Here is a 15,948-nt window from a genome sequence, read left to right on the forward strand (position 1 = left end):
TCCCTCCAAAACCTATACTTTATTGGAATATTTTCGAATGGTATCTCTGGATAAACCAAGAATTTCTGCAGTTCTACGTTGGGAGTATCCTACTTCTAAAAATTTTAAAGCAATTGTGATTTTTTCTGTCTTTTCGATATTGGTAGATAATTTGTTGATTAAATCTTCTAATATTATCAATAAAGATTGATTTTGTATTATGCTTTCTTTTCTTGCGTTGTTTATTTCTTTGGTAATGTCTGCATAAGATTTTCCGTCTGATAAAATAGATAATATATTGACTATTACATCTTTCTTATCGAAATAGTCATTTTGTAACAAATCATTAATAGTATAACTTATTTCTATAGTAGTTGGTTTAGGAAATTCAATAATTCTTTCGAACCTTCTCCATACGGCAGGGTCCAATAGCTCTTCATGATTAGTTGCAGCTACTAACAAACCTGTTTCAGGCCATTCATCTATCTCTTGTAGAAGAACTGTTACAAGCCTTTTAAGTTCACCTACTTCTGAATCGTCTCCTCTTTTTTTAGCTATGGCATCAAACTCATCTAACAATAAAATACAATGATTTTTTTTGGCGTAATCAAGAACCGCACGTATGTTATTTCCTGTTTTACCAAGATAACTACTCATTACCGCCGCTAAGTCTAAAGTCAAAATTGGAATATCCAATTTTGATGCAAGCCATTTAGCAGCCATAGTTTTTCCAACCCCTGGTTCACCAACAAATAATGTTGTACGAGTTGGAGTCAAACCTTGTTTAATTAATTCCGTTTGATATTTTCTTTCTTGAATTATTTTTAATAATTCTTCTCCGACATCTTTTGGCCATACAAGTTCTTTTTCAAAAGAAACAAATTCTTTTTTTACAAGTTCTAGTTTACTATCTAAATCAATTGGGAGTGGGGTTCCGATATTCTTTCGAACTACAGTTGATTTTTCTTGAAATGATACAAGTTCATTTTTTAAATTGATAGACAATTCAGGATGAATATTTTGAAATTGTTTTATGTTTTTTTTTACTAATGTCAGGATATCTTGTTGTCTTCCTTCTAATGCAAGTCTAACTAAATGGACATAAGAATCGCTTATTCCAATCATTTAGTCCACCACCTATTCTTTTGATATAAACTATTTTATAACACAATGGACTAAATTATTCAATTGTAACGCGGATTAGTCCGCATGAATCCATGGGGAAAGGAATTTTGAAACAATCTTCAACTTTTCGGCTACAGAGCACAATATATACAAGTGTTGAACACTGATTTTGGTAGATGTTTTTGTTTTAATTGAAAGTATTACTATGTATCTCTATCTTTTTGTATATATCGGGTATTTGTTGTTGGAGTATATTTCCTAAATATTAAGATGGTTTTTGGAGGAGATGAACGAATTAAGAACAGTTACCTCCCTCAATAAATATTGATATAGTAGTTAACTGTCTAAGGTATATTATTTTTGATACCATCATAAATAAAAAAGATTGAAGCGGGTAGCCCCGATCTAAATAACCCACATATTCCTGTACACACGCTGCCTAGTTTTAAAGTCCCCAAATCTCGCCCCACTTAGCCCCAGAATAAGGCTTTTATATGCAGTGATTTGCATTATAAAAAATGGAGTGGGGGTTTCTAAAACATTGATACATCAACGTTTCAGCGGTCTATCTTATTCATCTTGCTTCTCTACCATATTAGGCTGGGTAAAATAAATAAGACATTGTAAATATGATTGGTTGAATGGGGTTAGCTATGAGCTAGCCCCATTTTATATTTTGAAATGAAGAATGAGCCTTAGCATAAAATTGAAACTTATTTTATTTTGTTGCGTAGATAAAATAGGTAATAGTTTATATATTACAAAAGAGAGAAAGATTGATGAAAATAAAATGTATGTTTCTTCAATTTAAATAAAGGAAGGAGGAGTATTATGATTTGGTCACTTCTCATTAATGATTTATTCATTTTTGTCAGTTCAATGGAATACTTTTGGCTATTAGCATCTTTGGTTTTAACTGTACTAAGTGTTCATTTGCATCTGTATCTTGTTCATGAAATAACCGTTCAAGAAGTGAAGGACGAAGAGTTTGAAGTTGACTATAATATCACTAATACTTGGACTCCACCTATGCTAACGTGGTTTGTATTGTGTATTAGAATGTCAGAAAACAATGAGGAAGAAAGTGTATCTCCTAGTTTGAATTAAACTATAAACTAGGAGGAAAACCATTGTTAACATTTTTAGCACAACCTATTATTAGTCTCATTCATTTCATCCATTCTTTTACAGGGAGCTATGCAGTGAGTGTCATTGGCATAACGATTGCAGTCAGATTAATTCTTATGCCCTTATTTATTCAATCGGCAAAACACCAAAAACACTCAAAAGAATTAATGACTACCATTAAGCCTGAATTAGATGCGCTTACAGACAAATATAAGAATAGTCAAAGCGAATCTGAAAAAAGAATGGTACAACATAAAATCCAAGAGCTAACTTCAGATTCATTGAAAAGTTCTTTATTAGGATGTTTACCAATTATCATTCAATTGCCGATATTATTTTCACTGTACTACGCAATTAAGCTAGATTCAGTGATAGCCAGTGAAAATTTCCTTTGGATGAATTTAGGTACGATTGATATGGGGATTTCGATGATTGCTTGTTTGATTTATTTCATTCAAAGCTGTATAGCCCTAGAGAAAAGTCAACCATTAAATATGAAGATAATGGTATTTATTAATCCAATCATGATCCTCATTTTTAGTCTGTTCAACCCAGCGATTATCCCCATCTATTGGACTGTTAGTGCTTTATTGTTAATAGTTCAACAATTGATTATAAAAAAATGGTATAGATAAAATGAAATCCTCTCTCTCCGTTATTGGAAGGAGAGGGTTTTTATTTTCTCTAATAAACTTGTTATGGAGCTTTACATCACTTCTATCTTGAAAAACCATAAGTATTCATCCTATAATAAAAAGGTTATAGTAAAAGACTAAAAAGGGGCATCCGTTATGACGAACGAAGTAAGATCGCAGGTGAACATTAAGCTCATTTCTACCATTCGTCCAAATGATGGGGAGTCCGAAAGTTATGAAATGTGGCTCAAAGGGCAACTACTTGAAAAAGCGGGAAGCTTGTATTTGAAATATGATGAGGTGCAGGAGGATAAAACCATCCGCACAACGATGAAGTTAGGTCATGAGAAGGCACTCATTATGCGTGCTGGAGCGGTTAATATGCGGTTACCACTGAACATAATCGAACACCAAAAGGGGCATTATGAAAGTGAGTTTGGTTCTATGCCACTTGTGATTGATACGAAAAATATGATGTTTACAAAACAGGCAACAAGCGGAGATTTCCATGTACAGTACGATTTACTAATGGGTGGGCAATCCGTTGGCAATTATACATTAGATATTACATTTACGGAGGTACAATGATGAACGCAGTAGAACAAGTACAACAGGCTATTAAAGCAGCGATCGTGCAGGCTGTTGAAAAAGCTGGCTTAGTTGAGTCTGGCACAGAATTATCGATTCACTTAGAAACACCAAAGGATAAAGCAAATGGTGACTATGCAACAAACATTGCGATGCAATTAACGAAGTTAGCTAAAAAACCACCTCGTGCTATCGCGGAAGCTATTTTAGAAAACCTTGATACAACAGGCACAGATATTGAAAAGATTGATATTGCTGGTCCTGGCTTCATGAATATCACAGTGCGTAAAGATTTCCTAACAGAGGTAGTGACACAGGTGCTTGAGCAAGCTACTGACTATGGCCGCTCAAATGCTGGCGCTGGGGAAAAGATTCAAGTGGAGTTCGTTTCAGCAAATCCTACTGGAGATCTTCACCTAGGACATGCTCGTGGCGCTTCTGTTGGTGATTCCTTATGTAATGTGTTAGATATGGCTGGTTACAGTGTCTCTCGTGAATACTATATTAATGATGCAGGTAATCAAATTAATAACTTAGCTTACTCATTAGAAGCTCGTTATAAACAAGCATTAGGAATGGCAGCTGAGATGCCTGAAGATGGCTATCATGGGCAAGATATTATTGAGATTGCGGGTAAATTAGCTGAGGAGCATGGTGAAGCTATTCTAGCAAAATCAGATGAAGAACGTTTTGCCTTCTTCCGCCAGCATGGTTTAGCTTTAGAATTAGATAAATTAAAAACAGACCTAGCAAACTTCCGTGTAAATTTTGATGTCTGGTATTCTGAAACATCTCTATATGAAAACGGGAAAATCGAAGTAGCATTAGATAAATTAAAAGCTAATGGACATGTGTTTGAAGAGGATGGTGCCACTTGGTTCCGCTCTACAACATTTGGTGATGATAAAGATCGTGTACTAATTAAAAATGATGGGTCATTCACCTATTTAACGCCAGATATTGCTTACCATGAAGATAAAATTGTCCGTGGCTTCGATAAATTAATCAATATTTGGGGAGCGGACCATCACGGTTATATTCCACGTATGAAAGCAGCGATTCAAGCACTTGGCTATGATCGTGATACGTTAGAAGTGGAAGTTATTCAAATGGTTCAGCTTTATAAAAACGGTGAAAAATTCAAAATGTCTAAGCGTACAGGGAATGCAGTAACAATGCGTGAGCTTGTAGAAGAGGTTGGCCTTGACGCAGTTCGTTACTTCTTTGTCAAAACAGCTGGCGATTCTCATATGGACTTTGATCTTGATCTTGCAGTATCACAATCTAATGAAAATCCTGTGTACTATGCACAATATGCGCATGCACGTATTTCGTCTATTTTACGTTCAGCAAATGAACAAGGCTTTGCTGCTACAACAGAACACCTCAATTTGTTAACAGCAGAAAAAGAAATTGATTTACTGAAAAAGATTGGCGATTTCCCAAAAGTGGTAGCGGAAGCAGCGAAACACCGCACACCACATCGTATCGCAAACTATATTCAAGAGACAGCAGCTGCATTCCACAGCTTCTATAATGCAGAAAAAGTATTAGATGCTTCAAACAAAGAGTTAACAGAGGCTCGTTTAGCATTAATCACGGCAGTCCGCACAACAATTGCGAACGCACTACGTTTAATCGGGGTATCTGCACCTGAAAAAATGTAATTAGATTTTAAGCTCCTAACATTTAAAAGTGTTAGGGGCTTTTTTCTTGGATAAAGTGCTAAAAGTGGCGGATATAACGGTAAAAGTGACGAATAGAGTGTCAAAAGTATGGGATAGACCGTGGGAAATTAGCTGTCTCAAACTTTATTTTTCTGTTAATTTTGAAAATTTTGTTGAAGTTTACGTTAACGTCAATGGTATACTGTTGCCAATTAGGAAAGGGGAGATGGTTTTGAAGACGATTCAGGAGGTAGCAAAGGAGTTTAATGTGTCTACGCGGACAATTCGTTATTATGAGGAACTTGGACTTCTTTGTCCCCATCGCTCATCTACCAATCAACGAACCTTTTCCAAAAAAGAATTGGCGAAGCTCAAGCTTATTTTCAGAGGTAAGCGTTACGGATTTTCGTTGGAGGAAATCAAAGAGATGGTTTTACTATTTGATTTTGATCGCTCGGGGATTCAGCAACTAGAGCGAACGGTTGAATACGGAGAACAAAAAATTCAAGAGATTGAGAGTAAAATAGCTGAGCTGACGCAGATGAAACATGAATTACAACAAATGCATGGCATGTTTAGTGAAAAATTAGCGACTTTTAAGGGAGAGATGCAAGATGAATAGTTCCAATTTGTTAGCACGTAATGCCCGTAAATATCCGAAAAATGAAGCCGTTATTTGTCATGGCAGAAGAGTAACCTATCAAGATTTAGATCAGCAGGTGACATGCTTCAGTCATGCTTTACTAGAGCAGGGAGTAAGGCAGGGGGATAAGGTTTTAATTTTTATGCCAAACGTTTTAGAGTTTGTTGTTAGCTACTTTGCTATTCAGCGTATCGGAGCGATCGTTGTGCCAGTCAATGCAAAGTTTACATTACTGGAAGTAGAGTACGTGGCGCAGCATGCCGAAGCGAAGGCCATTGTCGTACATGAGGCTATTTTTGCAGCAGTTGAACAGCTAGCTGGTATTCCGATAAAAATTAAAACAGGTCAAGAAAAAGCAGGATGGTATCAGTATGAAACAATGCTACAAAATGCTAGTACACAAACGATTGATTGTCAGTTGCAGGAGGATGATCCTTCCACGATTTTATATACATCTGGTACGACAGGAAAACCAAAGGGTGTGTTATTTAGCTACCGTAATATTTTAACAGTGGCGCAAATGATTGCTGTTGAAATGGAGGTAAAACCTGAGAGCCGTATTTTGCTCATGATGCCATTAACACACTCTGCACCATTACATTTATTTTTAATGGCGGGTGTATTGGTAGGCTCAACAAATGTATTAACACCAACTTTTACACCCGATTTATTCATTGATTCCATTGAAAAGGAGAAAACAACACATTTCTTTGGTGCACCTGTTGCTTATTTATTAACGGCACAGCTGCCAAGACTCCATTCGGCAGATTTGTCTTCTATGAAATGGTGGGTCTATGGTGGGGCACCGTTATCTCAAAGTGAGGTTCGATTCATTCAGCAGGCATTCCGCACAAATAATTTGACTTGTGTATATGGATTAACAGAGGCAGGTCCAAGTGGTTCATTATTATTTGGCAAGGAGCATGAAGCAAAGGCAGGAAGTATTGGTCAGCGGGCGCCACTTGGTACAGAGTTGCGTATTGTGAATGACAGTGGAGAAGATGTAAATGTAGGCGAAGTGGGGGAAATTGTTTTGCTGGGTGAGGGCAACATGCTTGGCTACTATAAGGATGAAGTAGCTACTAATGAAGCCTTTATTGACGGTTGGTTAAAAACAGGAGATCTAGCTCGCAAAGATGAAGATGGTTTTATTTGGATCGTAGATCGTAAAAAGGATGTCATTATTTCGGGTGGTGTCAATATTTATCCGAAAGAAATTGAAGATTGTTTATTGAGCTTTGAAGGGATATTCGAGGCTGCGGTAATTGGTGTACCACATCCACAATGGGGGGAAACTGTAAAGGCGGTGTATTCTGCTAAACAAGACATCGATGAGGAAGCTTTGAAAGCTTATTTAGAAGAACATCTTGCAAAGTTTAAAATACCACGTATTTTTGAAAAAGTAGAAGCGCTACCACGTAATGCATCAGGCAAAATATTAAAACAATCTTTGAAGGGGCAAGAGGTGAGCTAGCATGAAAGTATTACAACAAAAAGAACTGCGTACTACGAACTTTTTTACCGAGGATGAAACGCTTCAAAAAATATTAGAAATGATGCTAGATAAAGAGTTTTTATCCTATGCACATCGAGAGTTAACAGATTTTGGTGAGCTATGTGCAGGTGATATTGATACGAGGGCAAAGTATACAGATCGACAGGGAGAGCCTCGCCTTCAAAGATATGATGCCTACGGTGAAGAGATATCAGAGGTTTGGGTTAATGATGGCTATAAAAAGACGATTGAAGAGACATATAATACAGGGATTGTCGGCTATGTACACAAGGATATTCCGCAGCTAGGTCACAAGGGTAATTATGTTTATAGCTTTGCGCAAGGTTATATGCTATCACATGCAGAGCCCGGTTTTTACTGTCCCGTAACATTGACGATGGCTACTGCCTATCTATTAGACCATTATGCGGATGAAGAGGTAAAGCAGCGTTTTTTACCACATGTTTGTGCAACAGGAGACACAGATTTATATGAAGGTGCGACATTTTTAACAGAACGTCAAGGAGGCTCTGACGTTGGTGCAAATGTGGTGGAGGCTAGAAAGGATGGCACTGCGTATCGCCTATATGGTGAAAAATACTTTGCATCCAATGCAGGCATGTGTGGTGTAGCGATGGTATTGGCGCGACTAGAAGATGCGCCAGCAGGTTCCAAAGGCTTAACGTTGTTTGCAGTTCCATGGCGCAAAGAAGATGGAACAGCGAATCATCTACGTATTCGCCGACTGAAAGATAAGCTAGGGGTTCGGGCTGTTCCCTCTGGTGAGGTAGAATTTGAAGGTGCACTTGCCTATGTTGTAGGAGAGCAAAATAAAGGGATTTATTACATGCTAGAAGCACTAAATCTATCAAGAATTTGTAATGCAGTCGCTTCAATTGGTATTATGCGTCGCGGCTTCTTAGAGGCAAAACATTATGTAACCAATCGACATGCATTTGGCAAGCCCTTAACACAATACCCTATGATTCAGGATACTTTAGGTAAATTTGCAGCTAAGTTGCACGTGGAGGTAGCGACAGTTTTTGATCTTATTCAGTTATACGATAAAGTGACGAGTGGACAGGGAACACAGCAAGACCTTATTATGAATCGTTTATATATTGCCATTATGAAAAAGGAAACGGCAGAGCAAGCCGTTCATTATGCTAGTGAGGCAATTGAATTACACGGAGGTAATGGCTATATCGAAGACTTTGTAACGCCACGCTTATTAAGAGACGCGCAAGTGTTGACGGTGTGGGAGGGGACGGCTAATATTTTGGCCTTAGAACTCATTCGTTTGGTAGTTAAGTTCCATGCCCATGAATTGTTTGTACATGAGATGAAGGAACGATTAGACAAATTAGCTGACAGCTCATTGGTACAAATCGTTAAAGAAAAATTGGAGGATATGTCTGCGAAACTACAACTCTTTAGCGCTTTAGACGAAGCGACGAAAACTTTTGAAGCAAAAGATATGGCGAAAAAGATGGCTCATCTTTATGAAAGTGTTGTAGCGGTTGAATGGGCACATAAATTTGGTGGGAAATATGAAAAACTTGCGGACGTTTATTTAGAGCAGACATGGTCATTAAGAGAAATGGGTGCTCAAATGAAAACAGTCCAATACTTTTCTGAAATTGTATAATAGCTTGGAAGTCGTCTTGAATGGAGGCGACTTCTTTCATTTTCATGTATAATGAAATCAACTGAATATTATAAAGGTTCTTTACTTAAGTAAAGTGAAAAGGGAAATCGGTGTAATTCCGATGCGGTCCCGCCACTGTAAGTGTGAGTTTTTTCAAATGATGCCACTGAATATTTCGGGAAGGCTTGAAAATCGCAAGCAGCACTAGCCAGGAGACCTGCCTTTATAACGACATACAACCTACGAGGATAGGGTGGTGGATTTTGTATCAGTTTTTTTGGTGCGATTTTGACCCCTCATCTTTCAAAGATGAGGGGTATTATTTTGATTAGAATAAGAAATATCGCACGGATCAACCAAGGAGGATTCACATGAAGAAATTTTGGAAAATAGGATTATCAGCATTTTTAGCAGTCGGCTTGCTAGCTGCTTGTGGACAGGAAGCAAAGGATAACAAGCCAGCTAATGAGCAGCAAACACAGCAAGAAAAGGCACAGGTGGAGGAAGCAACATTCCCAATGACAATAACAGATGCCCTTGGTAAGGACATTACACTCGAAGCACCTCCTGAGAAAATTGTTTCACTTATTCCAAGTAACACTGAAATTCTTTTTGGGCTCGGTTTAAATGATGAAATAGTTGGTGTTACTGACAACGACGATTATCCACCAGAGGCAGCTGAGAAAGATAAGGTTGGCGGCATGGAATACGATATTGAAAAAATTATTGCCTTAAAACCAGATATCGTTTTTTCTCACGAATCTAGCATGTCTCTGTCAGAAGAGGCTATTGCACAGCTTGAATCGGCAGGTTTAAAAGTATTTGTAGTGAAAAATGCACAAGACTTTAATGAAACATATACGACAATTGAGCAGCTTGGACGTGCTACAGGAAAATTACCAGAGGCAGAAAAAATTGTTGCTAATATGAAGGCTAAAGTAGAAGGAATTTTGACTAAAGTCAAGGACGTTGAACCAAAAAAAGTGTTAGTTGAAGCATCGGATGAGCCAGATATTTATACAGCTGGTAATGGCACATTTATGAATGCAATGCTTGAAATGCTCAATGCAGAGAATGTAGCTGTAGATGGCGATAATTGGTATAAAATTGATGCAGAGCAAATTATCGCGAAAAACCCAGATGTCATCGTGGTGACATATCATTATGTACCAGATATTTTGACGAAGATACCAAAACGTGCGGGCTTTGATACGATTAATGCCGTAAAAAATAATGCGATTGTGCAGGTAGATGAAAGCACAACAAGTCGTCAAGGACCACGTTTAGCAGAAGGTCTAGAAGAATTAGCAAAAGCGATCTATCCTGAGGTATTTAAGTGAAAAAAATAGCACTAGCCTATACACTAACATGTACGCTTCTTCTTATTAGCATCTGGTGTGGCGTAGCGATAGGCTCAGTTCATATTCCACTAGAAGTATTGTGGAATAAGGCGGTTGATGAAACAGCCGCCAATATCTTTTGGAAAATTCGTTTGCCTCGCGTGTTATTAGCGGGACTAGTAGGCGCATCTCTAGCTATTGCTGGAGCAGCATTCCAAGGTTTATTAAAAAATCCATTAGCAGATCCATATACACTAGGGGTTTCATCAGGGGCTTCTGTTGGTGCTGTTTTAACGATCTTTTTTAGTATTTCTATACCTGTTGTCGGTTTGTATGCGCTGCCAACCTTCAGTATGATTGGTGCTATCATCACGATGGTAGTTGTTATGAGCTTTGCTAGACTCGTAGACCGCTCATTGAAAATGGAAACGTTGATATTAACAGGTGTTATTTTTAGTTCATTTTTAGGTTCCCTTATTTCATTAATGATTGCCTTATCTGGTGAAGAATTACGTCAGGTAATAGGCTGGCTACTTGGTTCTGTTTCGATGCGTGGTTGGCCATATGTCCAAATGATCATTCCATTTGTGATTGTAGGTTCAATTATGCTATGGACGCAAAGACGAGAACTAAATGTTTTGTTGTATGGTGAAGAGCGAGCAAAACATTTAGGTGTTAATGTAAAGCGCAGTAAATATTTGATATTAGCAGGTGGCTCCATGTTAACTGGAGCGGCTGTAGCGGTTTCTGGCACAATTGGCTTTGTAGGATTAGTGGTGCCGCATATGACAAGGATGATTTGGGGTTCTGATCATCGCCACTTATTGCCATTATCTTTTTTTAATGGTGCAACATTACTTATTATTTGCGACTTAGTAGCACGAACAATCATTGTGCCAAGAGAGCTACCAATTGGTGTAATTACGGCATTTATTGGAGCACCTGTTTTCTCCTATATTTTTTATAAGCAGCGAAGAAGCAAGGGGGTACGGGCATGATTGTTGTTGAACATCTATCAGGTGGCTATGAAGATATACCAATCGTCAAGGACATTAGTTTTACCGTTGAAAAAGGGAAAATTCTTGGCATTCTAGGGCCGAATGGTAGCGGGAAATCTACATTATTAAAAGTAATGAGTGGTATTTTACCTGCTACTGCTGGAACCATTTCGATTGATGGACAAAATATTCTTTCTTATAATGCTCGTGCTTTGGCGAAAAAAATGGCTGTATTACCACAGCTTCATGCAAATGCTTTCTCGAACAGTGTGAGAGAGGCAGTTTCACTAGGGCGCTATCCGCATCAAACAGGTTTTTTCTCAAGTTGGTCTACACAAGATGAGCAGGCTGTTCAACATGCTATGCTTCAAACAGGTGTAAAGCGATATGAGCATACACCGATGGAATTTTTATCTGGCGGTGAACAACAAAGGGTATTTGTAGCACAGGCCTTAGCTCAAGCTGCAGAAATCCTATTACTGGATGAACCAACTAATCATTTAGATATTGCACACCAACGTCAAATTTTAGATATGGTTCGGAAGGAAGCTTTGGAATGTGGTTTAACGGTTGTTATGGTACTACATGATATGAATCTAGCGTCGCTTTATTGTGATGAATTGTTACTTATGGAGAGTGGGCAAGTGAGAGCAATGGGGGTACCCCATGAAGTATTAATTGCCTCTCAAATTGAAGATGTTTACCAAGCACGGGTGACTACGTATGCACATCCTGAAATACCAAAACCACAAATTACCATGATGCCCGCAGCTATTAACTACCAGCAGCGAGCTGTCATTACAAAAGAGCACTTTACGATAACCGAGCAATATATCAAACTTCAAGCAGAGCTTCCTTTGAAGACCGTATCCTCTGCAGTTCATAACCCAGGTATTGGCTGGCATAATTGCTTATTAAATCGCTCAGTTCCTGGTGATTATGTTATCAGCGATGTAAAAAGCGAAGTTAGTGATTTTTTAAAAAGGGAAAATTTTTCACCTACAAATACTGTTGTTATGCTAACAGCAGTACCAACAGCTCTAGTGGCCATTAATGAATTTTCAGCTCCTTTTGGCAGTTTAATCGTAGCTGTAACAGCTGGCGTAGGCAATGCAGTTGATGTATCTCGGGTGCATGAAAGACAAGATGAGCCATATATTGGTACTATTAATACATGGGTTATCATTAATGGTTGTTTATCGGAAGAGGCATTTTTTCAGGCATTAATGACAGCAACTGAGGCAAAAACAAAGGCGTTGCAATCAGAAAATATTCGTGATGAGCGCAGTGGAACCATTGCAACAGGTACTGCTACAGATAGTCTGTTAATTGCTGCAACTCAAAAAGGGGAAGAAATGCTGTATGGTGGCCCAATTACGGAAGTTGGTAAAATGATTGCAAAGGGTGTCTATGAAACAACAGTTCAGGCGATTAGGAATTATAAAAACCAGTTTTAGGAGATGAGAGAAATGAAGCTTTACACGAAAACAGGCGATACGGGGAAAACAAGTCTTATTGGAGGACGTGTTGATAAAGATAGTTTACGTGTGGAAACATATGGAGCAATTGATGAATTAAACTCCTTTATTGGGAAAGCAGTAAGTGAATTAGATCAAGCGCTTTTCAAAGATATTTTAACAGACCTAGAAACAATTCAGCATGAGCTGTTCGATGCTGGTGGAGACCTTGCTAATGTGATGAAAGAACGCCATTATAAATTAACAGAGCAACCGATTGAAGTACTAGAAGCTCGTATAGATGCTTTATCAGACGAAGCGCCACCTTTACAACGTTTTATTTTACCAGGAGGCGCACCAGCAGCGGCAACTTTACACATTGCCCGCACGGTTGCACGTCGAGCAGAGCGTGAAATGGTGACGCTTATGAAAGAAGTTGAAGATGTGCCAAAGGTTGTACAAAAATATTTAAATCGATTATCAGATTATTTATTTGCAGCTGCACGTGTTGTAAATGCGCGCTTAAACGTAGCGGATGTTGAATATATTCGCAGCGGAAATGTTTTTAAAAAATAAAAGTTTGATTTAGTAAATGTTTTTGTAGTCATATTAAAAGGTCAGATAATAAAGCCTCCTTTCCCCTATGAGGGATAGAGGCTTGTTTGCTTTTTTAGCAAATGTTCAGGCGTGTACTGAATCTATGATATTCAGTAAGTATAAATTGATAAGGAAAGTAAAAAAATGCTACCTTGGAAAAATTCAGGGTGGCTTTTTTTCTTGTAAAATGTAAGAATATAAAATTATCAGAAATATTTCCGTTTTATGTTGACTGAATGCTCACTCATTTATTAGAATAGGAATATAATGATAAAGTGAAGTACATTTCTGTATGAACTAGCAAATTCGTCACAAAGAGAGAAAATTACGACAAACTAAAGGGGGGACCAACCATGAGTCCATTATTAATTGCTAACATTGTCTTAACAGTCGTGGTTGTGCTTTATGCAGTAGGATTGTTCTTCTACCTGTTGAAAACACGCTATAAGTATGTGCAATTGGGGAAAAAGGTTGAGTTTGATGAAAGTGTTAAAGAACGACTTCGTTATATTATGGTCAATGTATTTGGTCAAAATAAGCTATTAAAGGATCCAAAGAGTGGTTTAATCCACGTTATGTTTTTCTATGGATTTTTGATGGTACAGTTAGGGGCCATTGATTTAATTTGGAAAGGACTAGCACCAGAATCACATCTGCCACTAGGCATTTTTTATGGTGTCTTTACATTCTTCCAAGAGCTTGTAGTTTTAATGATTTTAATCGCGGTAGTATGGGCATTTTACCGCCGCTATGTTGAAAAGCTGGTGCGGCTAAAACGAGGATGGAAAAATGGTCTTGTATTAATTTTCATTGGGGGATTAATGGTATCTACATTATTCGCTAATGGTATGGGATTAATTTGGCATGGTGAGGGATTAACTTATACGGAACCAGTTGCTTCAAGTATTGCTGCTATTTTTGGCTTCCTACCTACATCAGTTGCCGCTGGCGTGTTTTATGTAATGTGGTGGGCACACCTTTTAATTCTATTAACGTTCCTTGTGTACGTACCGCAGTCTAAACATTTCCACTTAATTGTCAGTCCACTTAATGTTTACATGAATCGTTTAGATCGTACGGGCACATTAACACCAATTGATTTTGAGGCTTTAGAAGAAGCAGGAGAAAATGCTGAAAGCGAAGAGGATATGCCTTCTATTGGGGTAGGACGCATACAGGACTTCACGCAAAAGCAAATGCTCGATCTATACTCTTGTGTAGAATGTGGACGTTGTACAAACATGTGTCCAGCAACAGGAACAGGAAAAATGCTGTCTCCTATGGATTTAATCGTGAAATTGCGTGATCATTTAACATTTACGGGCGCTGTTGTAACAAAACAAAAACCATGGGTGCCTTATCAATTCTTTGCCAATACAAAGGGTAATCAACTTGCAATGGCAGCTGGTGCTGAAGGTGCTGTAATTGAGGATATTTACAGTCCATCTTTAATTGGCGATGTCATTACAGAAGAGGAAATTTGGGCTTGTACGACATGTCGTAACTGTGAAGATCAATGCCCAGTAATGAATGAGCATGTTGATAAAATCATTGATCTACGTCGTTATCTAACAATGACTGAAGGAAAAGTAAATCCTGATGCTCAACGTGCAATGACGAATATCGAACGACAAGGTAATCCTTGGGGCTTAAACCGTAAGGAAAAAGAAAATTGGCGTGATCTAGATCCAACAATCCAAATCCCAACTGTAAAAGAGCTAAAAAAATCTGGTGAGGAAATGGAATATTTATTCTGGGTTGGTTCGATGGGAGCTTTCGATAACCGCTCTCAAAAAATTGCTTTAGCTTTCTGTCGCCTATTAAACGAAGCTGGTGTGAAGTTTGCAATCTTAGGTAATAAAGAGAAAAACTCTGGGGATACACCTCGCCGTTTAGGGAATGAATTCTTATTCCAAGAGCTGGCTACAGCGAATATTGATGAGTTTGAGAAAAATGACGTGAAGAAAATTGTAACAATCGATCCTCATGCTTACAATATCTTTAAAAATGAATATCAAGACTTTGGCTGGAAAGGCGAAGTGTATCATCATACTGAGTTATTAAATCAGCTAATTGAGGAAAATCGTCTAGCGCTAAACTATGAGGTTCATGAAACGATTGTTTTCCATGATTCCTGTTATTTAGGTCGCTACAATGATGTGTACGATGCCCCACGTGAAATTCTTCGAGGTATCCCTGGCGTGAAGCTTGTTGAAATGGAACGTAATCGCGAAACAGCGATGTGCTGTGGTGCTGGTGGTGGCTTAATGTGGATGGAAGAGCATGTAGGAAATCGCATTAACGTAGCGCGAACTGAGCAGGCTCTTGCAACAAATGCATCAGTTATTTCATCGGGCTGTCCGTACTGCCTAACAATGCTAGAGGATGGTACAAAGGCTAAAGAGGTTGAAGACTCTATTGGAACATTTGATGTTGCAGAATTACTAGAGCGTTCCGTGTTCGGTGAAAAAGTAAAGGTAGTTAATCCTTCTTCAGAAGAAACAGAAGAAACATACGAAGAAGTGGTAGCATCTATAGAAAATGCTCAACAAGACGAGAATATGGAAGCGAACGCAGAAAAATGATTGCTATTGCAGAAATATTTTAGTTATCTGAAAAATATAAATTGCACAATAAAAAATTGTTTT

Annotated in this window: 13 protein-coding genes and 1 riboswitch; of the genes, 12 read left to right on the top strand and 1 reads right to left on the bottom strand. The window is 38.2% G+C overall.

Annotated features, from left to right (window positions below; genetic code table 11):
* Positions 1-12: 12 nt before the first annotated feature.
* Positions 13-1,104, bottom strand: a complete 1,092-nt coding sequence (locus tag MHB39_RS02865; RefSeq protein ID WP_342545802.1) for an AAA family ATPase — start codon at positions 1,102-1,104, stop codon at positions 13-15.
* 831 nt (positions 1,105-1,935) lie between these two features.
* Between MHB39_RS02865 and MHB39_RS02870 the strand changes: the two genes are divergently transcribed.
* From MHB39_RS02870 to MHB39_RS02925, 12 genes are all read left to right on the top strand, one after another.
* A complete protein-coding gene (locus tag MHB39_RS02870; protein WP_016994177.1) occupies positions 1,936-2,211 on the top strand; it encodes a hypothetical protein in 276 nt (91 codons plus the stop codon).
* Positions 2,212-2,234: 23 nt separating this feature from the next.
* Positions 2,235-2,867, top strand: coding sequence for a membrane protein insertase YidC (gene yidC, locus MHB39_RS02875; protein WP_016994176.1), 633 nt, complete (start codon positions 2,235-2,237; stop codon positions 2,865-2,867).
* 156 nt (positions 2,868-3,023) lie between these two features.
* Positions 3,024-3,455, top strand: a complete 432-nt coding sequence (locus MHB39_RS02880; RefSeq protein ID WP_016994175.1) for a DUF1934 domain-containing protein — start codon at positions 3,024-3,026, stop codon at positions 3,453-3,455.
* A complete protein-coding gene (gene argS / locus MHB39_RS02885) occupies positions 3,455-5,122 on the top strand; it encodes an arginine--tRNA ligase (RefSeq protein WP_342546884.1) in 1,668 nt (555 codons plus the stop codon). The genes MHB39_RS02880 and argS overlap by 1 nt, the downstream gene beginning before the upstream one ends.
* A 232-nt stretch (positions 5,123-5,354) precedes the next feature.
* Positions 5,355-5,744 carry a MerR family DNA-binding transcriptional regulator gene (locus tag MHB39_RS02890; RefSeq protein ID WP_244905044.1) on the top strand — a complete coding sequence of 130 codons (390 nt, stop codon included), beginning with the start codon at positions 5,355-5,357 and terminating at the stop codon, positions 5,742-5,744.
* The gene (locus MHB39_RS02895) at positions 5,737-7,239 is read left to right on the top strand and encodes a long-chain-fatty-acid--CoA ligase (protein WP_036078222.1); all 1,503 of its coding nucleotides are present in this window, start codon (positions 5,737-5,739) and stop codon (positions 7,237-7,239) included. Before MHB39_RS02890 ends, MHB39_RS02895 begins: the two co-directional genes overlap by 8 nt.
* A gap of 1 nt (position 7,240) precedes the next feature.
* On the top strand, positions 7,241-8,908 hold the full coding sequence (locus MHB39_RS02900; RefSeq protein WP_342545803.1) for an acyl-CoA dehydrogenase family protein: 1,668 nt from the start codon (positions 7,241-7,243) through the stop codon (positions 8,906-8,908).
* Between the two features lie 57 nt (positions 8,909-8,965).
* Positions 8,966-9,148, top strand: a riboswitch (cobalamin riboswitch).
* A 131-nt stretch (positions 9,149-9,279) separates the two neighbouring features.
* Positions 9,280-10,248 carry an ABC transporter substrate-binding protein gene (locus MHB39_RS02905; protein ID WP_342545805.1) on the top strand — a complete coding sequence of 323 codons (969 nt, stop codon included), beginning with the start codon at positions 9,280-9,282 and terminating at the stop codon, positions 10,246-10,248.
* Entirely contained in the window at positions 10,245-11,246 is a 1,002-nt protein-coding gene (locus tag MHB39_RS02910) for an iron ABC transporter permease (protein WP_004231533.1), read from the top strand. The genes MHB39_RS02905 and MHB39_RS02910 overlap by 4 nt, the downstream gene beginning before the upstream one ends.
* Positions 11,243-12,703 (top strand): adenosylcobinamide amidohydrolase, encoded by a 1,461-nt coding sequence (locus MHB39_RS02915; protein WP_312124041.1) that lies wholly within the window; start codon positions 11,243-11,245, stop codon positions 12,701-12,703. Before MHB39_RS02910 ends, MHB39_RS02915 begins: the two co-directional genes overlap by 4 nt.
* 12 nt (positions 12,704-12,715) lie before the next feature.
* On the top strand, positions 12,716-13,279 hold the full coding sequence (locus MHB39_RS02920; protein WP_004231536.1) for a cob(I)yrinic acid a,c-diamide adenosyltransferase: 564 nt from the start codon (positions 12,716-12,718) through the stop codon (positions 13,277-13,279).
* A 374-nt stretch (positions 13,280-13,653) separates the two neighbouring features.
* Entirely contained in the window at positions 13,654-15,885 is a 2,232-nt protein-coding gene (locus MHB39_RS02925) for a heterodisulfide reductase-related iron-sulfur binding cluster (RefSeq protein ID WP_258859102.1), read from the top strand.
* Positions 15,886-15,948 lie beyond the last annotated feature (63 nt).

The sequence above is a fragment of the Lysinibacillus sp. FSL K6-4013 genome, from assembly GCF_038630435.1.
GTDB classification, from domain to species: Bacteria; Bacillota; Bacilli; order Bacillales_A; family Planococcaceae; genus Lysinibacillus; species Lysinibacillus boronitolerans.

Coding starts and splice junctions, on each gene's coding strand:
- MHB39_RS02865 (WP_342545802.1), bottom strand. CDS start 1,104: ATGATTGGAATAAGCGATTCTTATGTCCATTTAGTTAGACTTGCATTA.
- MHB39_RS02870 (WP_016994177.1), top strand. CDS start 1,936: ATGATTTGGTCACTTCTCATTAATGATTTATTCATTTTTGTCAGTTCA.
- MHB39_RS02880 (WP_016994175.1), top strand. CDS start 3,024: ATGACGAACGAAGTAAGATCGCAGGTGAACATTAAGCTCATTTCTACC.
- argS (WP_342546884.1), top strand. CDS start 3,455: ATGAACGCAGTAGAACAAGTACAACAGGCTATTAAAGCAGCGATCGTG.
- MHB39_RS02895 (WP_036078222.1), top strand. CDS start 5,737: ATGAATAGTTCCAATTTGTTAGCACGTAATGCCCGTAAATATCCGAAA.
- MHB39_RS02900 (WP_342545803.1), top strand. CDS start 7,241: ATGAAAGTATTACAACAAAAAGAACTGCGTACTACGAACTTTTTTACC.
- MHB39_RS02905 (WP_342545805.1), top strand. CDS start 9,280: ATGAAGAAATTTTGGAAAATAGGATTATCAGCATTTTTAGCAGTCGGC.
- MHB39_RS02915 (WP_312124041.1), top strand. CDS start 11,243: ATGATTGTTGTTGAACATCTATCAGGTGGCTATGAAGATATACCAATC.
- MHB39_RS02920 (WP_004231536.1), top strand. CDS start 12,716: ATGAAGCTTTACACGAAAACAGGCGATACGGGGAAAACAAGTCTTATT.
- MHB39_RS02925 (WP_258859102.1), top strand. CDS start 13,654: ATGAGTCCATTATTAATTGCTAACATTGTCTTAACAGTCGTGGTTGTG.